General features: G+C 60.5%; 21 protein-coding genes. 12 read left to right on the top strand and 9 right to left on the bottom strand.

Annotated elements, in window-relative coordinates:
* Positions 1-14 precede the first annotated feature (14 nt).
* Genes KUIN1_RS26995 through KUIN1_RS26985 form a run of 3 tightly spaced genes read right to left on the bottom strand, consistent with a single transcriptional unit; the run spans position 15 to position 1780 of the window.
* Positions 15-683, bottom strand: a complete 669-nt coding sequence (locus tag KUIN1_RS26995; protein ID WP_152092414.1) for a GNAT family N-acetyltransferase — start codon at positions 681-683, stop codon at positions 15-17.
* 15 nt (positions 684-698) lie between these two features.
* Positions 699-1145 carry a GNAT family N-acetyltransferase gene (locus tag KUIN1_RS26990; RefSeq protein WP_103754217.1) on the bottom strand — a complete coding sequence of 149 codons (447 nt, stop codon included), beginning with the start codon at positions 1143-1145 and terminating at the stop codon, positions 699-701.
* Positions 1142-1780 (bottom strand): FMN-binding negative transcriptional regulator, encoded by a 639-nt coding sequence (locus KUIN1_RS26985; protein ID WP_024642900.1) that lies wholly within the window; start codon positions 1778-1780, stop codon positions 1142-1144. Before KUIN1_RS26985 ends, KUIN1_RS26990 begins: the two co-directional genes overlap by 4 nt.
* 90 nt (positions 1781-1870) lie before the next feature.
* Here KUIN1_RS26985 and pdxR point away from each other — a divergent pair, with 90 nt between their 5' ends.
* From pdxR to KUIN1_RS26970, 3 genes are all read left to right on the top strand, one after another.
* Positions 1871-3433: a MocR-like pyridoxine biosynthesis transcription factor PdxR gene (pdxR, locus tag KUIN1_RS26980; protein WP_152092413.1), complete on the top strand. Its 1563-nt coding sequence runs from the start codon at positions 1871-1873 to the stop codon at positions 3431-3433.
* A 54-nt stretch (positions 3434-3487) separates the two neighbouring features.
* Positions 3488-4699 carry a YeeE/YedE family protein gene (locus KUIN1_RS26975; protein WP_003401285.1) on the top strand — a complete coding sequence of 404 codons (1212 nt, stop codon included), beginning with the start codon at positions 3488-3490 and terminating at the stop codon, positions 4697-4699.
* Between the two features lie 119 nt (positions 4700-4818).
* Positions 4819-5706: a bestrophin family protein gene (locus KUIN1_RS26970; protein ID WP_003316074.1), complete on the top strand. Its 888-nt coding sequence runs from the start codon at positions 4819-4821 to the stop codon at positions 5704-5706.
* A 55-nt stretch (positions 5707-5761) separates the two neighbouring features.
* Here KUIN1_RS26970 and KUIN1_RS26965 read toward each other — a convergent pair whose 3' ends face one another.
* From KUIN1_RS26965 to aspA, 3 genes are all read right to left on the bottom strand, one after another.
* Positions 5762-6766, bottom strand: a complete 1005-nt coding sequence (locus tag KUIN1_RS26965) for an asparaginase (RefSeq protein WP_011269397.1) — start codon at positions 6764-6766, stop codon at positions 5762-5764.
* Positions 6767-6795: 29 nt separating this feature from the next.
* Positions 6796-8247, bottom strand: coding sequence for an alanine/glycine:cation symporter family protein (locus KUIN1_RS26960; protein WP_024638999.1), 1452 nt, complete (start codon positions 8245-8247; stop codon positions 6796-6798).
* A 281-nt stretch (positions 8248-8528) separates the two neighbouring features.
* Positions 8529-9953 carry an aspartate ammonia-lyase gene (aspA, locus tag KUIN1_RS26955; protein WP_024651546.1) on the bottom strand — a complete coding sequence of 475 codons (1425 nt, stop codon included), beginning with the start codon at positions 9951-9953 and terminating at the stop codon, positions 8529-8531.
* 318 nt (positions 9954-10271) lie between these two features.
* Here aspA and KUIN1_RS26950 point away from each other — a divergent pair, with 318 nt between their 5' ends.
* Positions 10272-11171, top strand: coding sequence for a LysR substrate-binding domain-containing protein (locus tag KUIN1_RS26950; RefSeq protein WP_024651545.1), 900 nt, complete (start codon positions 10272-10274; stop codon positions 11169-11171).
* A 50-nt stretch (positions 11172-11221) separates the two neighbouring features.
* Here KUIN1_RS26950 and KUIN1_RS26945 read toward each other — a convergent pair whose 3' ends face one another.
* The gene (locus KUIN1_RS26945) at positions 11222-11836 is read right to left on the bottom strand and encodes a reprolysin-like metallopeptidase (protein ID WP_003401274.1); all 615 of its coding nucleotides are present in this window, start codon (positions 11834-11836) and stop codon (positions 11222-11224) included.
* A 360-nt stretch (positions 11837-12196) separates the two neighbouring features.
* Here KUIN1_RS26945 and purE point away from each other — a divergent pair, with 360 nt between their 5' ends.
* The 4 genes from purE to KUIN1_RS26925 all read left to right on the top strand — a co-directional run bounded on the left by purE (position 12197) and on the right by KUIN1_RS26925 (position 14988).
* Positions 12197-12688, top strand: a complete 492-nt coding sequence (gene purE, locus KUIN1_RS26940; RefSeq protein WP_003340324.1) for a 5-(carboxyamino)imidazole ribonucleotide mutase — start codon at positions 12197-12199, stop codon at positions 12686-12688.
* A gap of 9 nt (positions 12689-12697) precedes the next feature.
* Positions 12698-13780, top strand: a complete 1083-nt coding sequence (locus KUIN1_RS26935; protein ID WP_003401272.1) for a 5-(carboxyamino)imidazole ribonucleotide synthase — start codon at positions 12698-12700, stop codon at positions 13778-13780.
* A gap of 336 nt (positions 13781-14116) precedes the next feature.
* Positions 14117-14362: a GlsB/YeaQ/YmgE family stress response membrane protein gene (locus tag KUIN1_RS26930; protein WP_003401269.1), complete on the top strand. Its 246-nt coding sequence runs from the start codon at positions 14117-14119 to the stop codon at positions 14360-14362.
* Between the two features lie 83 nt (positions 14363-14445).
* Positions 14446-14988 (top strand): DUF3299 domain-containing protein, encoded by a 543-nt coding sequence (locus KUIN1_RS26925; RefSeq protein WP_003401267.1) that lies wholly within the window; start codon positions 14446-14448, stop codon positions 14986-14988.
* Between the two features lie 24 nt (positions 14989-15012).
* Here KUIN1_RS26925 and KUIN1_RS26920 read toward each other — a convergent pair whose 3' ends face one another.
* Positions 15013-15924 carry a D-hexose-6-phosphate mutarotase gene (locus tag KUIN1_RS26920; RefSeq protein ID WP_024651544.1) on the bottom strand — a complete coding sequence of 304 codons (912 nt, stop codon included), beginning with the start codon at positions 15922-15924 and terminating at the stop codon, positions 15013-15015.
* A 91-nt stretch (positions 15925-16015) separates the two neighbouring features.
* Complete coding sequence (locus KUIN1_RS26915; RefSeq protein ID WP_003316086.1) at positions 16016-16417, bottom strand: acyl-CoA thioesterase; 402 nt, start codon at positions 16415-16417, stop codon at positions 16016-16018.
* A gap of 430 nt (positions 16418-16847) precedes the next feature.
* On the opposite strand from KUIN1_RS26915, the gene KUIN1_RS26910 reads away from it, so the two are divergent.
* From KUIN1_RS26910 to pstA, 4 genes are all read left to right on the top strand, one after another.
* On the top strand, positions 16848-18137 hold the full coding sequence (locus KUIN1_RS26910) for an MFS transporter (protein WP_011269391.1): 1290 nt from the start codon (positions 16848-16850) through the stop codon (positions 18135-18137).
* Positions 18138-18303: 166 nt separating this feature from the next.
* A complete protein-coding gene (locus KUIN1_RS26905) occupies positions 18304-19302 on the top strand; it encodes a phosphate ABC transporter substrate-binding protein PstS (protein ID WP_103713019.1) in 999 nt (332 codons plus the stop codon).
* A 143-nt stretch (positions 19303-19445) separates the two neighbouring features.
* Positions 19446-21731, top strand: a complete 2286-nt coding sequence (locus tag KUIN1_RS26900; protein WP_172980086.1) for an ABC transporter permease subunit — start codon at positions 19446-19448, stop codon at positions 21729-21731.
* A gap of 69 nt (positions 21732-21800) precedes the next feature.
* Complete coding sequence (gene pstA / locus KUIN1_RS26895; RefSeq protein WP_172980116.1) at positions 21801-23417, top strand: phosphate ABC transporter permease PstA; 1617 nt, start codon at positions 21801-21803, stop codon at positions 23415-23417.
* Positions 23418-23483: the final 66 nt, after the last annotated feature.

Below are 23483 nucleotides of genomic sequence, written 5' to 3'. Positions count from 1 at the left end.
CTGCGTCCTCAGGATTACCGAAACGCCTCAAGCCCCTTGATCTGTTGCCCGTTTTTGAAGTTATCCACAGCCAGCCAGCGCTCAAAGGCGTTCTGCCGCTCAGGCCATTCGCTATCGAGGATCGAATACCACTCGGTATCCCGGCTCTGGCCTTTGACCACCATGTGCTGGCGGAAGGTGCCTTCGTAGCTGAAGCCGAATCGCTCGGCAGCGCGTTTGGAGCGGGCGTTGTTGGCGTTGCACTTCCACTCCAGGCGGCGATAGCCCAGCGCGAAAATCTCTCTGGCCAGCAGGTAAATGGCTTCGGTGCCTTTGGGCGTGCGTTGCATGGCCGCGCCGAAGGTGACATGACCTATCTCGATACGCCCATGGGCAGCGACGATCGACATCAGGCTGATGACGCCTTCGGCCTTATTGGTCTGCTGATCGACCACGGTGTAAAACCACGGATCGGTGGCCGCCTGGTGCCCGACCAGCCACGCACCAAATGCGCCACGGTCACTGAACGGCCCGTACGGCAGATAATCCCACAGCTTCGGGTCCGCATTCGGACCTTCGAGTGCCGCCCACAGGTCATCGGCGTGACGCGCGGCATCGAGTTTTTCCAGGCGAATGAAACGGCCTGTCAGTGTATGGGCCGAGGGCAGTGCAGCGGCTTGCCAGTCCAGCAGGGTGTCGGACATCAGTCACTTCCTGTTTCAGAGTGCTTTACGAAATTGTATGAGGCCGGGCCGTTCGGCGATTCGCTCGTACAACTGAATGGCCGTGGCGTTGGTTTCGTGGGTCAGCCAGTGCACCTTGTCGCAACCGTCTGCCTTGGCCGTGGCGTAGACAAACTCGATCAGTTGCCTGCCGATGCCTGTCCCGCGTTTTTCGGGGGCGACGATCAGATCCTGCAGGTAACAGGCGTTGTTGATGCTCCAGTTGGAGCGATGGTAGATGAAATTCACCATGCCCACCGCCTCGTCACCCCGCCAGGCGAGCGCCGAGTGAGTCGGCTCGTTCGGGTCCACGAGGCGTTGCCAGGTGGTGTCGCTGACGCCTTCGGTCAACTCGGTGTTGTAGAAGCGCAGGTAGGCCTGCCACAGAGGCAGCCAGGCGTGATGATCGTCGATGGTAACGCGGCGAATCCGGATATCGGTCATGAGCTGCTCCCTTCGCTCATCAGGCGAGCGATGTGTTGGTCATTTGCATCCTGGCTTGCGGCAAGGCCGTCGCGCACACCGGCGATGTCCGCAGCGCTGCGATTCTGACTGAGTTTACGTTTGCCCTGCAGCCGCTGCACCGGAATGGCGAATCCGACAATCGCTCCGAGCATCTTCGCGATGTAGTCCGCTGGCGCATCGTCAATGGACCAGGGTTGCGCTCGGTCGGATTCATGGCGATGGGTCAGGTCAGCCAGCAATTGATGCAATTGCGCGGCGTCGGTGAAAACCTCGGCCTGCCCATAAGCATGCACGGCCACATAGTTCCACGTGGGTACGACCTTGCCATGCTCCCTCTTGCTCGGATAGAACGACGGGCTCACGTAGGCATCGCCGCCAGGAAAAATCACCAGTGCTTCGGCACCTGAGCTCAGTTGCTGCCATTGCGGATTGGCTTTGGCCAGATGCCCGTAAAGCGTGCCATACGAACCTTCATCGCGGCGCAACAGCAGCGGCAGGTGGGTTGCCTGCAATCCTTCTGCGCCGTCGGTGACCAGGATCGCCAGGCGCGTCTGCTCCATCTGCTGGTGCAGGCTCGGCGTGTCGTTATCGTTGAAAGCGGCAGGGATGTACATGGGGACTGTTCCTTGGCGAGTGACAGGATCGTAGGCAAGGCATTGGTCTGATGTAAGATCCATTTTTGATCGTTTTAGCAGGGCCAATGCATGCCTGATCTCCCCGTTGCGTTTGCGTCCACCCTCACCGGTATCGCGCTGGACCCGAATCAGGGCCTGAGCAAGCAGCTTTATGGCCTGTTGCGCCAGCAGGTCCTTGATGGGCGTCTGAGCGGCGGCACGCGTCTGCCAGCCAGTCGCGATCTGGCGCATTCACTGGGCATCTCCCGTAACAGCGTGATCCGCGCCTATGACCAGCTGTATGCCGAGGGTTTCATCGAAGGACGCGTTGGCGACGGTACCTATGTTGCGCAGCTAGCGGAACCAGGCGCTGCGTCTCGGCGTGCGAGCCGTAAAAAACTATCCACCAACTTACCCACAGGTGTATCCACAGGGTTACGCACAGGTTTGTCCACAATCGCGGCTGAAATGCCGTCGGATGCCTGCTGTGAAGTTATCCACAGCCCGGCACTGGCGCTGCTCGAAAAACATCATCTGCATGAACCTCCGGCGGGTCAGCCACGAGCCTTTCGGGTAGGCGTTCCGGCGTTCGATCTTTTCCCCTTTGCCTTGTGGGGCAAGCTGTACGCCGCTTTTTGGCGCAAGCCGGACCTTGCCCAGCTCGGTTATGGGTCGGCAGCGGGAGACTCGCGGCTACGTGAACTGATTGCGGTCTACCTGCGCTCATCGCGTGGGCTGCATTGCAGTGCTGAGCAAATTGTGATCACCAGCGGCGCACAGCATGCGATCAGCCTTTGTGCACAGTTGCTTCTTGCCCCGGGCGAGGGCGTTGCCGTGGAGAATCCGGGGTATCGGGCGGCCGGTCATGCGTTTGCACTGGCAGGTGCTCGATTGCACGGCGTGGCTGTGGATAACGAGGGCATGCGTTGCGCCGACCTTGAGCAGGCAGACTGTCGACTGGCCTACGTGACGCCTTCACACCAATACCCGACCGGCGTGGTGATGAGCCTGGCGCGGCGCCTGGAATTGCTGGCCTGGGCCGAGAGGCACAAGGGCTGGATCGTCGAGGATGATTACGACGGTGAGTATCGCTACAGCGGTTCACCCTTGGCCCCCCTGGCCGCGCTCGACCGCAACGCGCGAGTGCTGTACGTCGGGACGTTTGGCAAAATCGCCTTCCCGGCGCTGCGCCTTGGGTATCTGGTGTTGCCAGAGCCACTGGTGCCGGTGTTCAGCCAGCGCAAGGCCGTGGACATGCGTCATACCGAAATAGGGGTTCAGGCGGTCATGGCGCAATTCATTGCGTCGGGTCATTTCCAGCGACACATACGTCGCATGCGCCGCGCGGCGCTCAGTCGTCGCAATGTGCTGCTGGATAACTGGCCGGCCGATATTCCGGGATGCGCGGCAATGCCCCGAGTGGTTGCCGGGCTGCATGTCATGGTCAAGGTCGACAGCGTGGCGCGCGAGCAGGCGCTGATTGCCAAGGCCAATGGCGTCGGTGTCGAAATGAATGCCCTGAGTGATTACTGGCTGCCTGACTCCACTGAGCCTGTGGATAACCGCGCCGGGCTGGTACTGGGCTTTGCCGCAGTGCCCGAGGACGAAATGCTCGATGCATTGAACAGGCTGCGCGAGGCCTGGTCCGAGTAGTCCCGTTGGCAGGCGTATAATCTGCGCTTACTGTTACCTGTCCTTGAGATACCCATGAACAACTCTCTTACTGCAACACCCGGACGCAAGTTCGGCGCGCCGCTGGCTGCGCTGTTCCTGCTGCTGATGGGTGCCCAGTTCCTTCTGCTCAGTGTCGGCACCCGCCAGGTGATGCTGTGGATCGTCGGCGCGGCGTTGGGCGTAACGCTGTATCACGCGGCATTCGGTTTCACCTCGGCGTGGCGGGTGTTCATCCGCGAGCGGCGGGGTGCTGGCCTGCGCGCGCAAATGGTCATGCTGGCGGTCGCTGTGGTGCTGTTTTTCCCGGCACTCGGTGCGGGCACGCTGTTCGGCCAGCCAGTCACCGGCCTGGTTGCGCCTGCCGGGGTTTCGGTCGTCGTCGGCGCGTTCATTTTCGGCATCGGCATGCAGCTGGGCGGTGGCTGTGCGTCCGGCACACTGTTCACTGCCGGTGGTGGCAACGCGCGGATGCTGGTGACGCTGCTGTTTTTCATCCTCGGCTCACTGATTGCCACCCATCACGTCGACTGGTGGTTTGCCCTGCCTTCGTTCCCGGCGGTGTCGGTGGTCAAGACCTTCGGCGTGCTGCCTGCGCTGCTGGTCAATCTGGCGCTGTTCGGCTTGATCGCGCTGGTGACCGTCAAGCTCGAAAAGCGCCGTCACGGCCAGCTTGAAGTGCCGCCAGCCACGGACCATCGTGGCCTGAGTCGCGTGCTGCGCGGGCCGTGGATTCTGGTCTGGGGCGCTGTCGCGCTGGCACTGCTCAATTACGCAACGCTGGCGTTGGCCGGTCGCCCGTGGGGCATCACCTCGGCGTTCGCGCTGTGGGGCGCGAAAGCGGCCAGTGGTCTGGGCGTGGACGTCGGCAGTTGGGTGTTCTGGCAGAGCGCTGCGAACGCCAAGGCGCTGGCGGCTCCGGTGTGGGAAGACATCACCAGTGTGATGGACATCGGCATCATGCTCGGTGCCTTGCTGGCGGCAGGCCTGGCGGGTCGTTTTGCGCCCAGCCTCGACATCCCCACGCGCTCTCTGGTGGCGGCGGTCATCGGCGGCCTGTTGCTCGGCTACGGCTCGCGCCTGGCCTACGGCTGCAACATCGGTGCGTACTTCAGCGGCATTGCCTCCGGCAGCCTGCACGGCTGGCTGTGGCTGGTGGCGGCCTACGCCGGTAACGTGATCGGTGTCCGCCTGCGGCCGGTTTTCTTCACCGGCGAGCGTCCGCAGGTGGCCCTGAGCGGCTGCTGAAAACGTCCGAAACCCCGAGATAAGCGGGCCGCTTGCGAACCAACTGCCGGTTTCGTATTCAAAGGCCATGCGGTAACTGTGCGTATGCGGTTCGCTTATTTTTCGATGGGGTGGTTCTTTTGCAGCAAACGATCATTTCGAAAATCCGTTTTCTCGGCAAGACCATCGGCTATGTAGGATGGTCGCTTTTCTGGCTGTTGATCTGGGACGTGATTGTCACGGTCGACTTCATGCTCTACCTGGAACGCAAGATCACCTTGCCGTCCATGCCGTTGACCCTGCTGGGCTCGGCGCTGGTGGTGCTGACCAGCTTTCGCAATTCAAGTGCCTATAACCGCTGGTGGGAAGCCAGGACGCTGTGGGGTGCGCTGGTCAACAGTTCACGCAGCTTCGCTCGGCAAGTGCTGACGCTGGTCGAGGATGACGACGGGATCAACCCGGTCAAGGCCACGCTGTTGCGTCGTCACGTCGCCTATGTGAAGTGCCTGTCTGCGCACCTGAAGGGCGCCAAGTGTGGTGACGAGGTGCAGATGCTGATCCCTCGCGAGGAATTCGAACGTCGTCACGACACCAACAATTTTCCTAACGACCTGCTCAATACGTCGGCGGCGCTGTTGGCCAAGGAGTATCAGGCCGGGCGGCTCGACAGCATTCGTCTGGCGCGTCTGGAGTCGACCATGGTGGATATCTCCAATTGTCAGGGCGGCATGGAGCGTATTGCCAATACACCGTTGCCTTATCCGTACGTGGCCTTTCCGCGCCTGTTCATCACGCTGTTCTGTCTGATCGTACCGATTGGCCTGGTGGAGACCCTTGGCTGGTTCACGCCACTGGCGTCGACGGTGGTGGGTTTCATGCTGTTGGCGATCGAGAAGATCGGCACCGACCTGCAGAGCCCGTTCCGTGCCAGTGAACATGAGATTCAGATGACGGCGTTGTGCGAAAACATCGAGCGCAATCTGGATTCGATGCTCAGGGGCGCGCAGGAAGAATGCAAGGCTTCATGAAGGGGTGAGGCGTCGCGCGAGTGCGTGACGCCTCGGGTAAAGCAGAGGCAGCCGCTTAACGCAGCTCGCCGCACAGGTCCAGTTCGACCAGGCGGCGGACCTCTTCGGTCGTCAGGCCGGCGCCCAGCAGCGCATGCAGTTTGCCGAGCGCTGCTTCACGGGTCATGCCACCACCGGAGAGCACGCCTGCACTGCGCAGACGGCTGCCCGCTTCGTAGACATCAAGTTCGACACCGCCCTCATGGCACTGGGTAATCGCTACCACACAGATACCCAGCGCTCGTGCGTTCTCCAGACTGGCCAGAAATTGCGGATCGTCACTGGGGCCGGTGCCGCTGCCGAAGCATTCGAGCACCAGACCGCGGATACCACTGTTGATCAGACCGTCCAGCTGGGCAGCACCGACACCGGGAAACAGCGGCAATACCGCCACCTCTGTAAGTGTCTTGGGCTGGCGATAGTTCAGTGCGTCAGGGAGCGAAATCACCGCATGGCCACCCCGCGAGCGTTGCAGCGGTGCGAAGGGTTGACGACCGAAGCTGCGAATTTTCGCGCAGCGTACGGGTGTCATCAGTTGCCCGTGGAAATACAGCTGAACGCCTGACACCAGACCCGAACCCAGCGCCAGCAGAGCGCCGTTGACGTTTTCCCAGGCATCGCTGTCCTGCACGCCGGCAGGCAGCATCGAACCGGTGAACAGCACCGGCGCGCTGAACCCCAACAACTGGAAGCACATCGCCGCTGCGCTGTACGCCAGGGTGTCGGTGCCATGCAGGACCAGCACCGCATCGCAGCCGTCGACCTCAACCGCCTCGATCACCGCCGCGCGCAGGCGCAGCCAGTAGGAAGGCGTCATGTTGGCGCTGTCGATCAGCGGCGACATCTCGCGAAAGCGCCACTGCGGCACCACCAGTTCCGGGTGCTCGGCCAGTTGCCCGGCCATTCGCGCTTCGAAACCTGAGGCCGGTGCCAGGCCGTTGGCGCTGGCCTGCATGCCGATGGTGCCGCCGGTGTAAAGAACCATCACGCGTTGGGCGGGTTGTTGTGCGTCATCAGGCATGGCTCTTCTCCGGCGTAGTGTCGCGGTGGTTATCGTGCTTCGGGCGCAGGCTTGGCTGCCGCTTCGGCATCCTGCGTCGACTGACGGGTCGGATTGGCTGGCCATGCGTTGCGGTCCAGGTCCAGATCAGGGAACTGACTGGAATCGAACACCGGCGTCTTGACCCCGGCCCGACGTTGCGCATCGTAGTCATTCAAAATGCGCTTGACGACTTTGAACAGCATGGCGAGGGCGATCAGGTTGACGAACGCCAGCATGGTCATGGTGATGTCGGCGAATGCCAGTACATCTTTCAGGTCGACGACGGCACCCCACATGATCAATACCAGTACCGCGATGCGGTAGATGATGATGGTCTGCATCTTCTCGCCAAACAGGAACCGCAGGCTGTTTTCGCCCAAGTAGTAGTTGTAGAGAATCGAGGTGAAGACGAACAGTGCCAGCGCTACGCTGATAAACACCCGGCCCCAGTCTCCGACCACGGCTGCCAGCGAGTTCTGTGCCAGAACGATGCCGTTGCCGTCGTAGCCGATGTCGTATATACCGGACAGAAGAATCAGCAAGGCGGTGCAGGTGCAGATCACGAAGGTGTCGAGGAACACGCTGAACGCCTGAACCACGCCCTGTGCCACCGGGTGCTCGACCTGTGCCACGGCAGCCACGTTGGGCGCACTGCCCAGACCGGCTTCGTTGGCGAAGACGCCACGTTTGACGCCCATCACGATCGCGCTGCCGATCAGGCCGCCGAAGACCGGATCAAGGCCGAAGGCGCTTCTGACGATCGTCATAAGCATGCCGGGAACGTGGTCGATCTGCAGGACGATGACGTAGATGGTGACCGCGATGTAGATCAGGGTCTTGACCGGAACCAGCAGGTCGGAAATCGCCGCGATACGCTTGATGCCGCCGATGAACGCCAGGCCCAGCAGTACGACCAGGCAGATGCCGGTGGTTCGGGTGTCGACGTTGAACGCGCTTTTCAGCGAGTCGGTCACAGCGTGCGATTGCAGGCCGTTGAAAGCAAAACCGAAGGTCACCAGCAGCAGTACGGCCATGACCATGCCCAGCCAGCGCTTGCCCAGACCGTGCTGGATGTAGAACGCCGGACCGCCACGGAACTGGCCTTCGGAATCCTTGCGCTTGTAGAGCTGAGCGAGTGAACACTCGATGAAGCTGCTGGCCATGCCGACCAGTGCGGTCACCCACATCCAGAACACGGCACCCGGCCCGCCGAGCGTCACGGCAATGCCGACGCCTGCGATGTTACCGGCACCGACGCGGCCCGCCAGGCTGAGCATCAGGGCCTGAAACGAACTCAACTGACCCGCGCTGCTGCGCAGACTGTCGCGAAAAACCGAGAACATGTGGAAAAAGTGTCGAAACTGAACGAAACGCGAGCGGATCGTGAAGTAACTACCCAGGCCTACGATAAGGACGATCAGTACCTTACCGGAGAGAAAGTCGTTAATCATTTCCAGCATTTTTGTTATTCCTCGCTACTTTTGAGGGGGCGCACTATACCGGTGCAAAGTTTTTACGTCTGTAGTCGCTTTCTTGGACGGCTGATTCTTCATTCGCGACGATGAATGAATACTTCCACGGATGGCTCCGCAAAAGTAGGGTGCCGAAGGCTCTGGGTCCAGTGTCGGAGCCCTTTGCTGCAGGCAAAAAAAAGGGTCTGGAGAATCACTCCCAGACCCTCAAAAAATTGAGGGGTGTCTAGGCCCTCAATCTGGTGAGCAGGTTGCGCAGGTCATTCCTGTCAGGCCTTCAAGGGGGCCAGGCGAGGAGCGATCATGTTTTCCGGGCGCAGGATGTCGTCGAGCATGGCGTCGTCGAGCAGACCTTCCTCACGCACCAGTTCCAGCACGCCGCGGCCGGTTTCCAGCGCGATGCGGGCGATACGGGTGGAGTTCTCGTAACCGATGTAAGGGTTCAGGGCGGTGACCAGACCGATCGAATGCTCGACCAGCTCGCGGCAGCGCTGTTCGTTGGCCGTGATGCCGACGATGCAGTGCTCGCGCAGCATGTCCATGGCGCGCTGCAGCAGGCGGATCGAGTCGAAGATCTTGTAGGCGATCAGCGGCTCCATCACGTTGAGCTGCAATTGTCCGCCTTCGGCAGCCATGGTCAGCGACAGGTCGTTGCCGATGATTTCGAAAGCCACCTGATTGACCGCTTCCGGGATCACCGGGTTGACCTTGCCGGGCATGATCGAGCTGCCTGGCTGGCGTGCCGGCAGGTTGATTTCGTTGATGCCGGTGCGCGGGCCGCTGGACAGCAGGCGCAGGTCGTTGCAGATTTTCGACAGCTTGACCGCAGTACGCTTGAGCATGCCCGAGAACAGCACGAAGGCGCCCATGTCTGAGGTCGCTTCGATCAGGTCGGCGGCAGGCACCAGAGGCTGGCCGCTGATGAGCGCCAGACGATCGACCGCCAGCTTCTGATAGCCGGGGTCGGCGTTGATGCCGGTACCGATGGCGGTTCCGCCCAGGTTCACTTCGGTCAACAGCTCGGGGGCCAGGCTGCGCAGGCGGTTGAGGTCTTCGGTCAGGGTGGTGGCGAAGGCGCGGAATTCCTGACCCAGAGTCATCGGAACGGCGTCCTGCAACTGGGTGCGGCCCATCTTCAGCACGTGGTTGAATTCTTCGCCCTTGGCGGCGAACGCCTGAATCAGGCTGGACAGGCTGGCGAGCAGGGCGTCGTGACCCAGCAGCAGACCCAGACGGATCGCAGTGGGGTAGGCGTCGTTGGTCGACTGCGCCATGTTGACATCGTTGTTGGGGTGCAGGTGTTTGTATTCGCCTTTCTCGAAACCCATGGTTTCCAGAGCGATGTTGGCGATGACTTCGTTGGCATTCATGTTGGTGGACGTGCCAGCGCCGCCCTGGATCATGTCGACCACGAACTGATCATGGAAGTCGCCGCGGATCAGGCGCGCGCAGGCCTCGCTGATGGCCGCATGCTTGGCGGCATTGAGGTGTCCAAGCTGATGGTTTGCATCCGCCGCCGCCTGCTTGACCATGGCCAGCGCCACTACCAGTTTCGGGTAGTGCGAAAGTGGCACGCCGGAGAGGTGAAAGTTGTTCACCGCTCGCAGGGTCTGGATGCCGTAATAAGCGTTGGCAGGTACTTCGAGAACACCAAGCAGGTCTTTTTCGATGCGCGATGATGCAGGCGAGGACATGATAAAAAAAGTCTCAAAAAAGGCACGGACAATGCCGGAACGCCACGAATAGTGGGCTTGCCGTCCTCGGTTGACCAATGCTGTTAAACGCTGGCCTATGCAATAACGGCATAATCAGGGCGTGACCTGGATTCCGTTCAGTGCGTAAAGGGGGCAAAATGTCGCACCGGCACGTTTCTTCGGTCGTTCCTCCAGAGCCGTCCAGGCATGTATCCGCGGCGCTTCGCCGGTCGTCCCACTGGAGCGATTCAAACCGGGTGTTTGCAGGGCATGCGCAATGGCCTGTCGAGGCCGTCATCCATTGTCCGGGAGGACCTGATGAATCTGGAAAGCAAATGGCTGGAGGATTTCAGCGCCCTGGCCGCCACTCGCAGCTTTTCTCAGGCCGCCGAGCGTCGCTTCGTGACCCAGCCGGCATTCAGCCGGCGGATTCGCAGTCTGGAGTCGGCGCTGGGGCTGACGCTGGTCAATCGCTCGCGTACCCCCATCGAGCTGACCGCCGCCGGACAATTGTTTCTGGTCACGGCCCGCACCGTGGTCGAGCAACTGGGCGAGGTCGTGCGCCATCTGCATCACTTGGAAGGCGGGCAGGGCGAGGTGATGCAGGTGGCTGCGGCACACTCCCTGGCGCTGGGGTTCTTTCCGCGCTGGATCGCCCAGTTGCGCAACGAGGGGCTGAACATTGCGACCCGTCTGGTGGCGACCAACGTCGGTGATGCGGTGCATGCGTTGCGTGAAGGTGGCTGTGATCTGATGCTGGCGTTCTACGATCCCGATGCCGCGCTGCAGATGGACGCGGAAATCTTCCCCTCGCTGCATCTGGGGCATACCGAGATGTTGCCGGTCTGTGCCGCCAATGCCGAGGGGCGACCGTTATTCGATATGGAAGGTGAGGGCAGTGTGCCGCTGCTTGCCTACAGCACCGGGGCCTTTCTCGGACGCTCGGTGAACCTGTTGCTGCGTCAGCGCAATCTGCGCTTCACCACGGTGTACGAAACGGCGATGGCTGACAGCCTGAAAAGCATGGCGCTTGAAGGTCTGGGCATCGCCTGGGTGCCGCAACTGAGTGTGCGCGCCGAACTGGCGCGCGGTGAGCTGGTGGTGTGTGGCGGACCGCAATGGCATGTGCCGCTGGAGATCCGCCTGTACCGTTGCGCATTGGTGCGCAAGGCCAATGTGCGTCTGCTTTGGCGCAAGCTTGAGAGTGCGGCTTCGTAGGACGAGGCAAGCGTGGCCTGGCGTGTGAGGCATAACGTCAGGCCGATTGCTCAGCGAACAGACAGGTTGTCGACGTATTTGCGGATCAGTTCCTTGTTGGCGTCGCTGAAGTAATAGCAGGGGATAATCGATGTAGTGGAGTTTTCCCACATTGTCGTCTGGCATGGAAAACCGGTTGCAGCCTCATGTTCAGCACCAAACAGGTGACCGACCTCATGTGGCAGCGTGTTGTAATCTTTAAGGGACGCCATTGCGACGTTATGGCTCGTTGCCGTGACGCCGTGTACTGTCCCGTTGATTTTATTGGAAGTGATCAGCACATATTTATGCCGCTCCGAAGGGCGCGGCAGGTTCTTTGCGTTTGCATATTCGATGCTCTCCCTGGACAACCGGTAGAGCACAGTGTCCAGCTTCTCCCCGCGATAGGCGAAGTTTGTCAGGCCCGGTTCGTTTTCGATGAACGTGACCGTTGTCCTGCGCCCGGTGATTTCCTCCAGCTGAGCGAGCAGGGGATTCAAGTAGCTGTCCGCCAGTTCAGCGCGTTCATGTTTTGTAAGTTGATCGTGCATGATCAGGAACAGTCCCAGATTGGGACCGCCGGCGCTGGCAAACGGCAGGTAAAAAAAGACGGCCAGTGACAGCCAGATTTTCAGTGTGTTCTTCATGGGTACGTTCTCATCCTTGAGCGTCAGGTTAAATAGCGACTTCAAATGTCGACGAGGCAGTTAAACAAATACTGTTTGTGTCTGACAGTCGCACTCTGCGCCTGACACGGTAGGGCATGGGCTGTCATGACGTAAGATGCACAGGCTCCCTTGGGGACTGCAGGCACTGTCTGCGTCGACGTCTTGCAGGGCTGCTGACAGAAGGTGATTGCAGGTGCTTTAAACGCCCCACTTTGCGGTATACTGCGCGGCCTTTGGCCGGTTAAATCGGTCATTATTCGTACAACAAGCCACGCCGGTTCCCCCGCGTGGCTTGTTGTTTTCAGACGCGCCTGCGGGCGCCCGATGAGAGGCACGACGATGAGCGCACTGGTTGGCGTGATCATGGGCTCCAAGTCCGATTGGTCCACCCTTAGCCACACCGCCGATATGCTGGAAAAGCTCGGCATCCCTTTTGAAGTCAAGGTGGTGTCAGCTCACCGCACACCGGATCTGCTGTTTCAGTACGCCGACGAAGCGGAAGGCCGTGGCATTGAAGTGATCATCGCCGGTGCCGGCGGTGCCGCTCACTTGCCGGGCATGTGCGCTGCCAAGACCCACCTGCCTGTGCTGGGCGTTCCGGTGCAGTCTTCGATGCTTTCGGGGGTCGATTCGCTGTTGTCGATCGTGCAGATGCCGGCCGGTATCCCGGTCGCGACCCTGGCCATCGGCAAGGCGGGTGCAATCAACGCAGCGCTGCTTTCAGCCAGCATCCTTGGCGCAAAGCACCCGCAATTCCACGCAGCGCTGAAGAAATTTCGCACTGAACAGACAGACAGCGTCCTGGATAATCCAGACCCACGCCACGCCTGAGGTTTTTCCATGAAGATCGGTGTAATCGGTGGCGGCCAGCTGGGCCGCATGTTGGCATTGGCAGGTACGCCGCTGGGCATGAACTTCGCCTTTCTCGATCCCGCGCCGGACGCCTGTGCTGCGGCACTTGGCGAGCATCTGCGTGCCGATTACGGCGATCTGGATCATCTGCGTCAGTTGGCGGATGAAGTCGATCTGGTGACCTTCGAGTTTGAAAGCGTTCCCGCCGAGACCGTGGCGTTTCTGTCACAGTTCGTACCGGTCTATCCGAGCGCCGAGGCGTTGCGCATTGCGCGTGATCGCTGGTTCGAAAAAAGCATGTTCAAGGACCTGGACATCCCGACGCCGGCATTCGCCGATATCCAGTCGCAGGCCGACCTGGATGCCGCGGTAGCCAGCATCGGTCTGCCTGCCGTGCTCAAGACCCGCACCCTGGGTTATGACGGCAAGGGCCAGAAGGTCCTGCGTTCGGCGGCCGATGTGGTCGACACATTCGCCGAGCTGGGCAGCGTGCCCTGCCTGCTGGAGGGTTTCGTGCCGTTCAGCGGTGAAGTGTCGTTGATTGCCGTGCGTGCGCGTGATGGCGAGACCCGGTTCTACCCGCTGGTGCACAACACGCATGACAGCGGCATCCTGCGTCTGTCCATCGCCAGCACCGATCATCCTTTGCAGTCACTGGCCGAGGACTACGCCGGCCGCGTTCTGAAGCAGCTGGATTACGTGGGTGTGCTGGCATTCGAATTCTTTGAAGTCGACGGTGGCCTGAAAGCCAACGAGATCGCGCCGCGCGTGCACAACTCCGGTCACTGGACCACCGAAGGCGCCGAGTGCAGCCAGTTCGAAAACCACCTGCGTGCGGTTGCCGGTCTGCCGCTGGGCTCTACGGCCAAGGTCGGTGAAAGCGCCATGCTCAACTTCATCGGTGAAGTGCCCGCAGTGGACAAGGTCATCGCGGTCGAAGACTGCCACCTGCATCACTACGGCAAGGCCTTCAAGGCTGGCCGCAAGGTAGGACACGCCACGGTCCGCAGCGTAGACCGCGCAACGCTGGATCGTCAGGTGAAGTTGGTAGAGTCGCTGATCAAGGGCTGATCCGGCCCACGGCTAGCGTGCCGATGCTCCGCGTTGGCATGCAGTTCTCGACACTCCGCGTCCTTTTGCGACGCGGAGCGTCGAGAACTGCATTCCCACGCAGAGCGTGCGGAACGAGCGTTTTGAACTGTCGTGCCTATGCTTCTGCGTTGCAGCGCCGTTCGAGACGCCTGGCCTCAGCTCAGGTCGGTTCAGCCCCGTCATTCATGAAGAATTCTCCACCTCGACTCAAACTCGCCATCGCGCCGGAACCATTCCCTGTCGCTGTTCTCAGATAGCAGTAGGTCGGGGCTGCTATTAGCCCGGGCATATTCACTTAATACAGAGGGAAATGGCATGGGTATCATTGGAACCATCTTTATCGGCCTGATCGTTGGTCTGTTGGCTCGCTTTCTGAAGCCGGGCGACGACAGCATGGGCTGGATCATGACCATCGTGCTGGGTATCGCCGGTTCGCTTGCAGCCACTTACGGTGGTCAGGCGCTGGGTATCTATCAGGCAGGCGAGGGTGCAGGTTTCCTCGGCGCGCTGGTAGGTGCAATCATCCTGCTGGTTATCTACGGCATGATCAGAAAGAAATAACGCTTATGCGTCAGCCCTCTGTTTTACAGTGCGCAGAGGGCTAGAATGCTCGGCAACTTTCCACCCCTTTGCCGAGCTTTATCATGCGTCGCTTCCTGTTGATGACTCTTCTGCTGTTATCCGCGCTCTCCGGTCCCGCACTCGCCCAGTTGCCGGAAACCGACTGGCTTGAGCTGATGCCCAAGTCCGATCAAAAAGCCCTCGAAGCCATGCCCGAGATTGACCACAATTCTCCGGAAGCCATGGGCACGTTCGACAGCAAGGGTGGGCTGAAGCAGAGCAAGGGTCTGCCAGCGGTCATGTATTCGACCAAAACCGTCCCGGCAATGAATGGCAAGACGATTCGTCTCGGCGGCTACCCTGTGCCTCTCGAAACCGATGCCAAGGGCCGCAGTACGCTGTTCTTCATCGTGCCTTACCCAGGCGCCTGCATCCACGTTCCGCCACCGCCGCCCAACCAGCTGGTGCTGGTGCGTTACCCCAAGGGTCTGAAACTGGATGATATCTACACACCACTGTGGGTAGAAGGCACCCTGAAAATCGAGAAGGTCAGTAACGACCTTGCCGATGCGGCGTATGCGATGGATGCATCAAAGGTCCGTGTGGTGGTTGAGTCGGACCTTTGATGGGCTTGATCGATTACTGATCGATCAGAGCGCCTCGCTCCAGATACTCACACCCAGCACATGCATCTGGTCCGGTGCCAGCGTGACCACGTCGTCCAGCACGTTGGCGGTTTCGACGCAAACCATGCGCTGCCAGCCGTCTGCTGCCATGTCGGTGAACTTGCCGGTCTTTTCGATCCACGGGTTCCACAGGATGGCTGAGTTCGAGCCCGTGCTGCGGATGTGGATGCGTCGCTGCCACTCGGGGTCAACGATGCTGAGCACGCCCGGCGTGTCCTTGTAGATGCGGTCGGTTTCGCCTGTGAAGGTCAGGTCGCCGCTCTGCTCGCGTTCTTCCCAGTTTGCCAGGGTTTCGATGTAACGCAGGCCGTCGAGCCCTTCGACGCTGACCTGACGTACGTCGCTGACGGCGAAATAGGTGTGCAGCGCCTGGCTGATCACTACTGGCTCAGTGCCGCAGTTGTAGCTGACCAGACTGACATTCAGTGCGTGGTCCAGACGAATGCTCAGTTTCAGGGCGACGTTGTGCGGCCAGCCAGGCAAGTGGCCTTCGGCTTCGGGAAGCACGAACTCCACCAGCAGTGCGTCGCCATCTGCGCCAATACCCAGCAACTGCCAGTCCAGCGCCCGCACTTCGCCATGCGCCTTGGCAGGCTCGCTGCTGTCGCGCATGGCCTGCACGCTTTGCGGGTTGCGCTCCAGGTTACCGAACCACGGCCAGCAGATCGGCATGCCGGCACGAATGGCTTTGCCGCGTTTGAAAACCGCCTCTTCGTTCAGCCACACCAGCGGCTGCTGCCCGGCCACTTGATAGCTGAGGATGTGTGCGCCTTGTTGCGCAACCAGCAGCTCTGCTTCGCCGTGGCAAATACGCCAGCAGTTCAGCTCATCGTAAAGGATGGATTCAACGGTGGGTTCAACCGGGGATGTTGGCATGCAAAGTTCTCACTCAATGACCGTGACGAAAATAGACCGCTTCACGCTCGGTGAGTTTACCCGTGCAGCCAATCCATGACCGAACGACAATTTACCGTCGCGCAGGAACCGAGCGCGTCCGGCCGCTGGCATCTATGGCCACGAACACGAACGCAGCCTCGGTGACCTTGCGCCATTCGCTGGTGAGCGGGTCGTCGCTCCACACTTCGACCATCATCTTGATCGAGGTGCGTCCGACTTCGAGGGTGCGGGTGTAGAAGGAAAGCTGTTCGCCGACTGCCACCGGGACCAGAAACGCCATGCGATCGATGGCGACGGTCGCCACACGGCCACCCGCCACTTTACTGGCCATCGCTGTGCCTGCCAGGTCCATCTGGGACACCAGCCAGCCGCCAAAGATGTCGCCAAAGCCATTGGTTTCGCGGGGAAGGGCGGTGATTTGCAGTGCAAGGTCGCCTTGCGGGGTTGGGTCTTCTTGTTCGAGCTCGATCATGCCTAGGGTGCCTCTGACCCATGACTCTCATTATTGTATGTCGCGGTTAACAGGTGCCATTCAAAACCATGAGCATGAACATTATGTGTTCAGCGCCGGTGTGGCCCAAAGGGAAACTCTGCGAAACCCGCTGATTCAGACGTTTTCGCACAGCTTCCCAAGGCTGTTGACGACTTGCGAGTATATCGGGCGTTGCGTCATAGAACGACCGTGGGTCTTCATTTTGTGTCAGTGGCAGTTCTGCCATGTGTTTTTTGTAGCAATTTGCTATCTTGCTGGACCTCTACAGGTGACAAGACTGCCTGTACACGCAATTTTGGTGCCTATCTGCACCGTTGCTCCCGACAATCGCTTCTGCACGGCACCCCGCAGCAGCCAGCGTTGCTGTCGCTCGCCCCTTTTCAAAGAACACGTAAAGAGAAGCCTTGTCATGTCATCTGTTCCTCCAAGTTCCACGCAGCCTGCGCGGCCTCTGACTCGCAGCGATTACAAAACCCTGTCGCTGTCGGCTCTGGGTGGTGCGCTGGAGTTCTACGACTTCATCATTTTCGTGTTTTTCGCGGCGGTGGTCGGCAAACTGTTTTTCCCGGTGGACATGCCCGACTGGCTGCGCATGATGCAGACGTTCGGCATTTTCGCCGCCGGTTATCTGGCGAGGCCTCTGGGCGGCATTATCATGGCGCACTTCGGCGATCTGCTGGGGCGCAAGAAAATGTTCACGCTGAGCATTTTCATGATGGCGGTGCCGACCCTGATCATGGGTCTGCTGCCGACCTACGCACAGATCGGCATGTGGGCGCCGATTCTGCTGCTGTTGATGCGCGTCATTCAAGGTGCCGCCATTGGCGGTGAAGTGCCGGGCGCCTGGGTGTTCGTGTCCGAGCATGTGCCTGCACGTCGTGTCGGCTATGCCTGCGGCACCCTGACCGCCGGCCTGACAGCGGGCATCCTGCTGGGCTCGCTGGTCGCCACGGCGATCAACAGCATCTACACCCCGGTCGAGGTATCGGATTACGCATGGCGTATCCCTTTCCTGCTGGGTGGCGTGTTCGGCCTGATGTCGGTCTATCTGCGCCGCCTGCTGCATGAAACGCCGGTCTTCGCCGAGCTGCAACTGCGCAAGGCACTGGCCGAGGAAGTGCCGCTCAAGGCGGTGCTGCGCGATCATCGTGGCGCCGTTGCGCTGTCGATGCTGATGACCTGGTTGTTGTCTGCCGGGATCATAGTGGTGATCCTGATGACGCCGACCATCCTGCAGACCATTTATGGCTTTCCGGCTGCTACGGCGCTGAAAGCCAACAGCCTGGCCATTGTCTTCCTGAGCGTGGGCTGCATCGCGGCAGGTGCTCTGGCGGATCGCTTCGGCGCAGGCTGGGTGTTTCTGCTGGGCAGCGCAGGTCTGCTGATCAGTTCCTGGACGTTCTATCACATCCTCGGCAGCCATCCGGAAGTGCTGTTCCCGCTGTATGCGGTGACGGGCCTGTTCGTCGGTACGATCGGCGCAGTTCCCTACGTCATGGTCAAGGCGTTCCCGCCTGTGGTGCGCTTCTCGGGGCTGTCGTTCTCCTACAACCTGGCGTATGCGATCTTCGGCGGTCTGACGCCGATGGTCGTGACCTTCATGCTCAAGAGCAGTCCGATGGGGCCGGCGTGGTACGTCGCGATCCTCTGCGGCCTGGGCATGGCCATCGGTGCGTTCTTGCTGAGCCGAAAGCGTTGATCATCGCCCACTGTTGAATCGCTCTGGCACCGCTACAGCCAAAGGCTATCTACCTGCACAGGTCGATAGCCTTTTCATCTTATTGTCATAATCAATTCATAGAGTAGTCACAAGACTGGCCAAAAAAGGCTCGTGGACACCGACACACCCTGCCAGGAGCGCAAGGATGACACTCAAGCGTTTGATGACTGCACTGACCCTGGTTGCCGCCGGAGTGACGGCAGCCAATACGCTGGCTGCGGTCGACCCTGCCATCAAGGCCTATACCAAGACCTCCGGTGTGTCGGGCAATCTCTCCAGTGTCGGCTCCGATACCCTGGCAAATCTGATGACATTGTGGGCCGAGGCCTACAAGAAAGAATACCCGAGCGTGAACATCCAGATCCAGGCGGCCGGCTCCTCCACGGCGCCACCCGCGCTGACCGAGGGCACGGCCAATCTGGGCCCGATGAGCCGCAAGATGAAAGACGGCGAGTTGTCGGCTTTCGAGCAGAAGCATGGCTACAAGCCGACCGCGATTCCGGTCGCGGTGGATGCCCTGGCGGTTTTCGTGCACAAGGACAACCCGATCAAGGGCCTGACCCTGCAGCAAGTGGACGCGATCTTTTCCGCGACCCGCCTGTGCGGTGCCAGGGCAGATGCGAAAACCTGGGGTGATGTCGGTGTGACCGGCGATCTGGCAGGCAAACCGATCCAGTTGTTTGGTCGTAACTCGGTGTCGGGTACTTACGGTTACTTCAAGGAAGAAGCCCTGTGCAAAGGCGACTTCAAGGCCAACGTCAACGAGCAGCCCGGCTCTGCTTCGGTGGTCAGCGCGATCAGCAATTCGCGTAACGGCATCGGTTACTCGGGGATCGGTTACAAGACATCCAACGTCAGGGCTGTTGCGCTGGCGAAGAAGGAAGGGGGCGAGTTTGTCGAAGACAGCGAAGCCAATACCCTGAACGGCAGTTATCCACTGTCGCGCTTTCTTTATGTGTATGTGAACAAGGCGCCGAACCAGCCCTTGGCGCCGCTGGAAGCCGAGTTCGTGAAACTGGTGCTGTCGAGACAGGGCCAGGAAGTAGTGATGAAGGACGGTTACATCCCGCTGCCTGCGCGTGTCGTGGAAAAGACGCTGGTCGATCTTGGCCTGCAGGGCGCGAGCGGCGTGGCGTTAAAGTAATCGCTTACGCGTTGGGGCGAGGCTTGATGGACTGGCCTGCACACAAAATTGAACAGTCCGCCGCCGGTTGCGCAGGCAGCGGGCTTTCTTGCGTCACCTTGCTGTAATGTTTCTGTCATACAAGGCGTCTACGGTGTGTGCGCATGAATGAGCTGTTCAAATCGACGATGGACCAGAATTCGCCTCCGGCGCGTATTGATTTCAATACGCCCGCAATGGTGCGAAAGCGTCGTGTCCGTGCGTTGAAGGATCGTCTCACTCATTGGTACGTCGCCATTGGTGGCCTTGCCGTGCTGGCGGCCATCACGCTGATCTTCTTCTACCTTGCCTATGTCGTTGCGCCGCTTTTCAAAGGCGCCAGCCTGACCGCCGAGCCTGCGCTGCATGCCGCCTGGCTGCAGGACGCTGGTGCGCCGCTGATGATCACCATCGAAGAGCAGAACCAGATCGGCATGCGCATTTCCGACAAGGGCGAAGTGGTCTTTTTCAACCTCGAGGACGGCGCAGAGCTGCAGCGCATTGCCTTGCCGCTTCCCGCGGGCGTGTCCGTCGCGTCCATCGGCAAGGACCAGCCCGGCGCGCCATTGATAGCCCTGGGTTTGTCCAACGGCCAGGTGCTGGTGTTCAGGCACTCGTACCTGACGACCTACCCGAACGATCAGAAAACCATCACCCCGAGCGTGGCCTGGCCCTACGGCGAAGCGCCCCTGGTACTGGATGAGGCCGGGCGTGCGGTCGAGCATGTCACGGTCAGTTCCGATGGCGACAGCCTGAAGCTGGCAGGGTCGACCGGTACTCAGTTGCATGTCGTCTCGCTCGAACAGAAAGAAAACGTGATGACCGGCGAGATGACCCGCGAGCAGACGCGCATCGAATTGCCGCAGATGTCTGCTGTAGTCAAGGCGATCTACATCGACCCGCGCCAGCAATGGTTGTATGTCATCAACGGGCGCGCGCAGGCGGATGTGTTCAGCCTGCGCGATCGCAGCCTCAATGGCCGCTATAAATTGCTGGAAGACGGCAACGCCGAGATCACGGCGAGCGCTCAACTGGTCGGCGGCATTTCGCTGATCATCGGCAACTCCAAGGGCAGCCTGTCCCAGTGGTTCATGGCCCGTGGCACCGACGGTGAGCAGCGCCTGATGCGCATCCGCGATTTCGGCCTGGGCAGCGCACCTATCGCGCAGATCAAGGCCGAGCAGCGCCGCAAGGGCTTCATCGCTCTGGATACTTCCGGCAAGCTGGGCGTATTCCACAGCACTGCGCACCGCACCCTGTTGATCGACCAGGTTGCCGAGGGGCCCGGCATTCTGGCGTTGTCGCCGCGCGCCAACCGGATTCTGATCGAGAGCGCTGGCAAGCTGCTGCCGCTGACGCTGGACAACCCACACCCGGAAGTCTCCTGGAGTTCGCTGTGGGGCAAGGTCTGGTACGAGAATTACGATGAGCCCAAGTACATCTGGCAGTCCACGGCCTCCAACTCCGACTTCGAGCCCAAGCTGAGCCTGGCACCGTTGACCTACGGCACGCTGAAAGCGGCGTTCTACGCCATGTTGCTGGCCGCGCCGCTGGCCGTGGCTGCGGCGATCTATACCGCCTACTTCATGGCCCCGGGCATGCGCCGCAAGGTCAAGCCGGTGATCGAATTGATGGAAGCGATGCCGACGGTGATTCTCGGCTTTTTTGCCGGATTGTTTCTGGCCCCGTATCTGGAAGGGCATCTGCCCGGCATTTTCAGTGTGCTGCTGCTCACGCCGATCGGCATTTTGCTGGCGGGCTTTTTCTGGACCCGCGTGCCTGATTCGCTTCGCCTGCGTATTCCCGATGGCTGGGAAAGCGCGATCCTGATTCCTGTCGTGCTGTTGGTGGGCTGGTTCTCGTTGAGCATGAGCCCGCACCTGGAGAGCTGGTTCTTCGCCGGGGACATGAGCACCTGGATTCGCGACCACCTGGGTATCACCTACGATCAGCGCAATGCGCTGGTGGTCGGTATCGCCATGGGGTTCGCAGTGATCCCCAACATTTATTCGATTGCCGAAGACGCCGTGTTCAGCGTGCCGCGCAGCCTGACGCTGGGTTCGCTGGCACTGGGCGCAACGCCGTGGCAGACCCTGACACGGGTGGTGATCCTGACCGCCAGCCCTGGCATCTTTTCCGCCTTGATGATCGGCATGGGCCGGGCCGTGGGGGAAACCATGATTGTGCTGATGGCGACCGGCAATACGCCGATCATGGACATGAACCTGTTTGAAGGCATGCGTACGCTGGCGGCGAATGTCGCGGTGGAGATGCCGGAGTCGGAAGTGGGCGGCAGCCATTATCGGGTGCTGTTTCTGGCGGCGTTGGTGCTGTTGATGTTCACCTTCGTGATGAACACCCTCGCAGAGCTGATTCGTCAGCGTCTGCGCAAGCAATACTCGTCGCTGTAAGGAAGGTAGGCGTTGGTGAAGCGGAACTCCCTCAGGAACTGGTTCAAAAGTGGCGCCCCCGGCGTCTGGATGAGTGCGGGTGCCGTATCCATCGCTGTGATCATGACCATCGGCCTGCTGGCGGTGATCGCCGTGCGCGGCCTTGGGCATTTCTGGCCCGCCGATCTGGTGAGCGCGCAGTACGCGGTACCCAATCAGGAATCGAGTGTTCTGGTCGGTGAACGGGTCGAGCAGGAGCAGGTACCTCGTGCGCGCCTGAAAAGCGCGGGCCTGCCGGTGCCTGATCAAGGGCCGGAATTCATGACCCGTGAGCTGTTCAAGGTCGGCAATCGGGATATCAACCCCAGTGACTTCAACTGGGTGGTAGGCGAATGGCTGACCGGGCAGAGCCGGCCTGCAGACCTGATGACGCTGGAGCGTCGCGAGTGGGGCAATTTCTACGGCTATCTGGTCAACGTCAAGGAGGGCGGACGCATCGTGGCCGAAGGCGAGGCGGCCTGGCCGGTCCTGCAAGAGCGCATCAAACGCGTCGAAAAGCTGGCTGACGAACTCTATACCCTGGAAAAGAAAGACATTGGTGCCATCAATCACAGCATCGAGCGCCTGCGTCTGCAGGCCCGCAAGCTGGAGCTCGATGGCCGGCTGGATGCCGCCGCGCAAGCGGACATGGCCGCCGAGCGTGCCGAGCTGGATGCGCGTTACAAGGTGATCGAGGCGCGTCTTGACGGGCTGCACCAGGCCTTTGATCGCGACAGCCTGACCGCGCGTGATGGCAGCGGCAAAGAGATCGAACTCAGCCTGGGCAAAGTGGTGCGTGCCTATCAGCCCAATGCGATGGGCACGGTGACCAAGCTCGGCTTCTACTTCGAGAAGCTGTGGGAGTTTCTCAGTGCCGATCCACGCGAAGCCAACACCGAAGGCGGTATCTTCCCGGCGATCTTCGGCACGGTGATGATGACCCTGATCATGGCCGTGATCGTCACGCCGTTCGGTGTGCTGGCGGCGGTCTACCTGCGTGAGTACGCGCGTCAGGGGCCGGTGACCCGGTTGATTCGCATCGCGGTGAACAACCTCGCCGGCGTGCCTGCGATTGTCTACGGCGTGTTCGGCCTGGGCTTTTTCGTCTATGTACTTGGCGGTTCGGTGGATCGGCTGTTCTTTCCTGAAGCGCTGCCGGCTCCGACGTTCGGCACGCCTGGCCTGTTATGGGCCTCGCTGACCCTGGCACTGCTCGCCGTGCCGGTGGTGATTGTGGCAACCGAAGAAGGGCTGGCGCGCATTCCGCTGACCCTGCGTGAAGGTTCGCTGGCACTGGGTGCAACCAAGGCCGAGACGCTGTGGAAGATCGTACTGCCGATGGCCAGCCCGGCAATGATGACCGGGCTGATTCTCGCGGTGGCGCGTGCCGCCGGGGAAGTTGCGCCCTTGATGCTGGTGGGCGTCGTCAAGCTGGCGCCGTCACTGCCGCTGGACGGCAACTATCCTTATCTGCACCTCGATCAGAAGATCATGCACCTGGGTTTCCACATTTACGATGTCGGCTTCCAGAGCCCCAACGTCGAGGCAGCCCGCCCGCTGGTCTATGCCACCGCACTGCTGCTGGTACTGGTCATCGCCTTGCTCAATCTGTCGGCGGTGAGCATCCGTAACCATTTGCGGGAAAAGTACAAGGCGCTCGACAATTGATTCCGAATTCGCCCTTTGGCAAACGCGGCCGTTCGATGACGCGAACCGTTCGCACAGGAGCAATCC

It is taken from the genome of Pseudomonas sp. KUIN-1 (genome assembly GCF_009176725.1).
GTDB classification, from domain to species: Bacteria; Pseudomonadota; Gammaproteobacteria; order Pseudomonadales; family Pseudomonadaceae; genus Aquipseudomonas; species Aquipseudomonas fragariae.
Note: the sequence above shows the minus strand (reverse complement) of the source record. Positions and strands in the feature narration are given on the sequence as shown.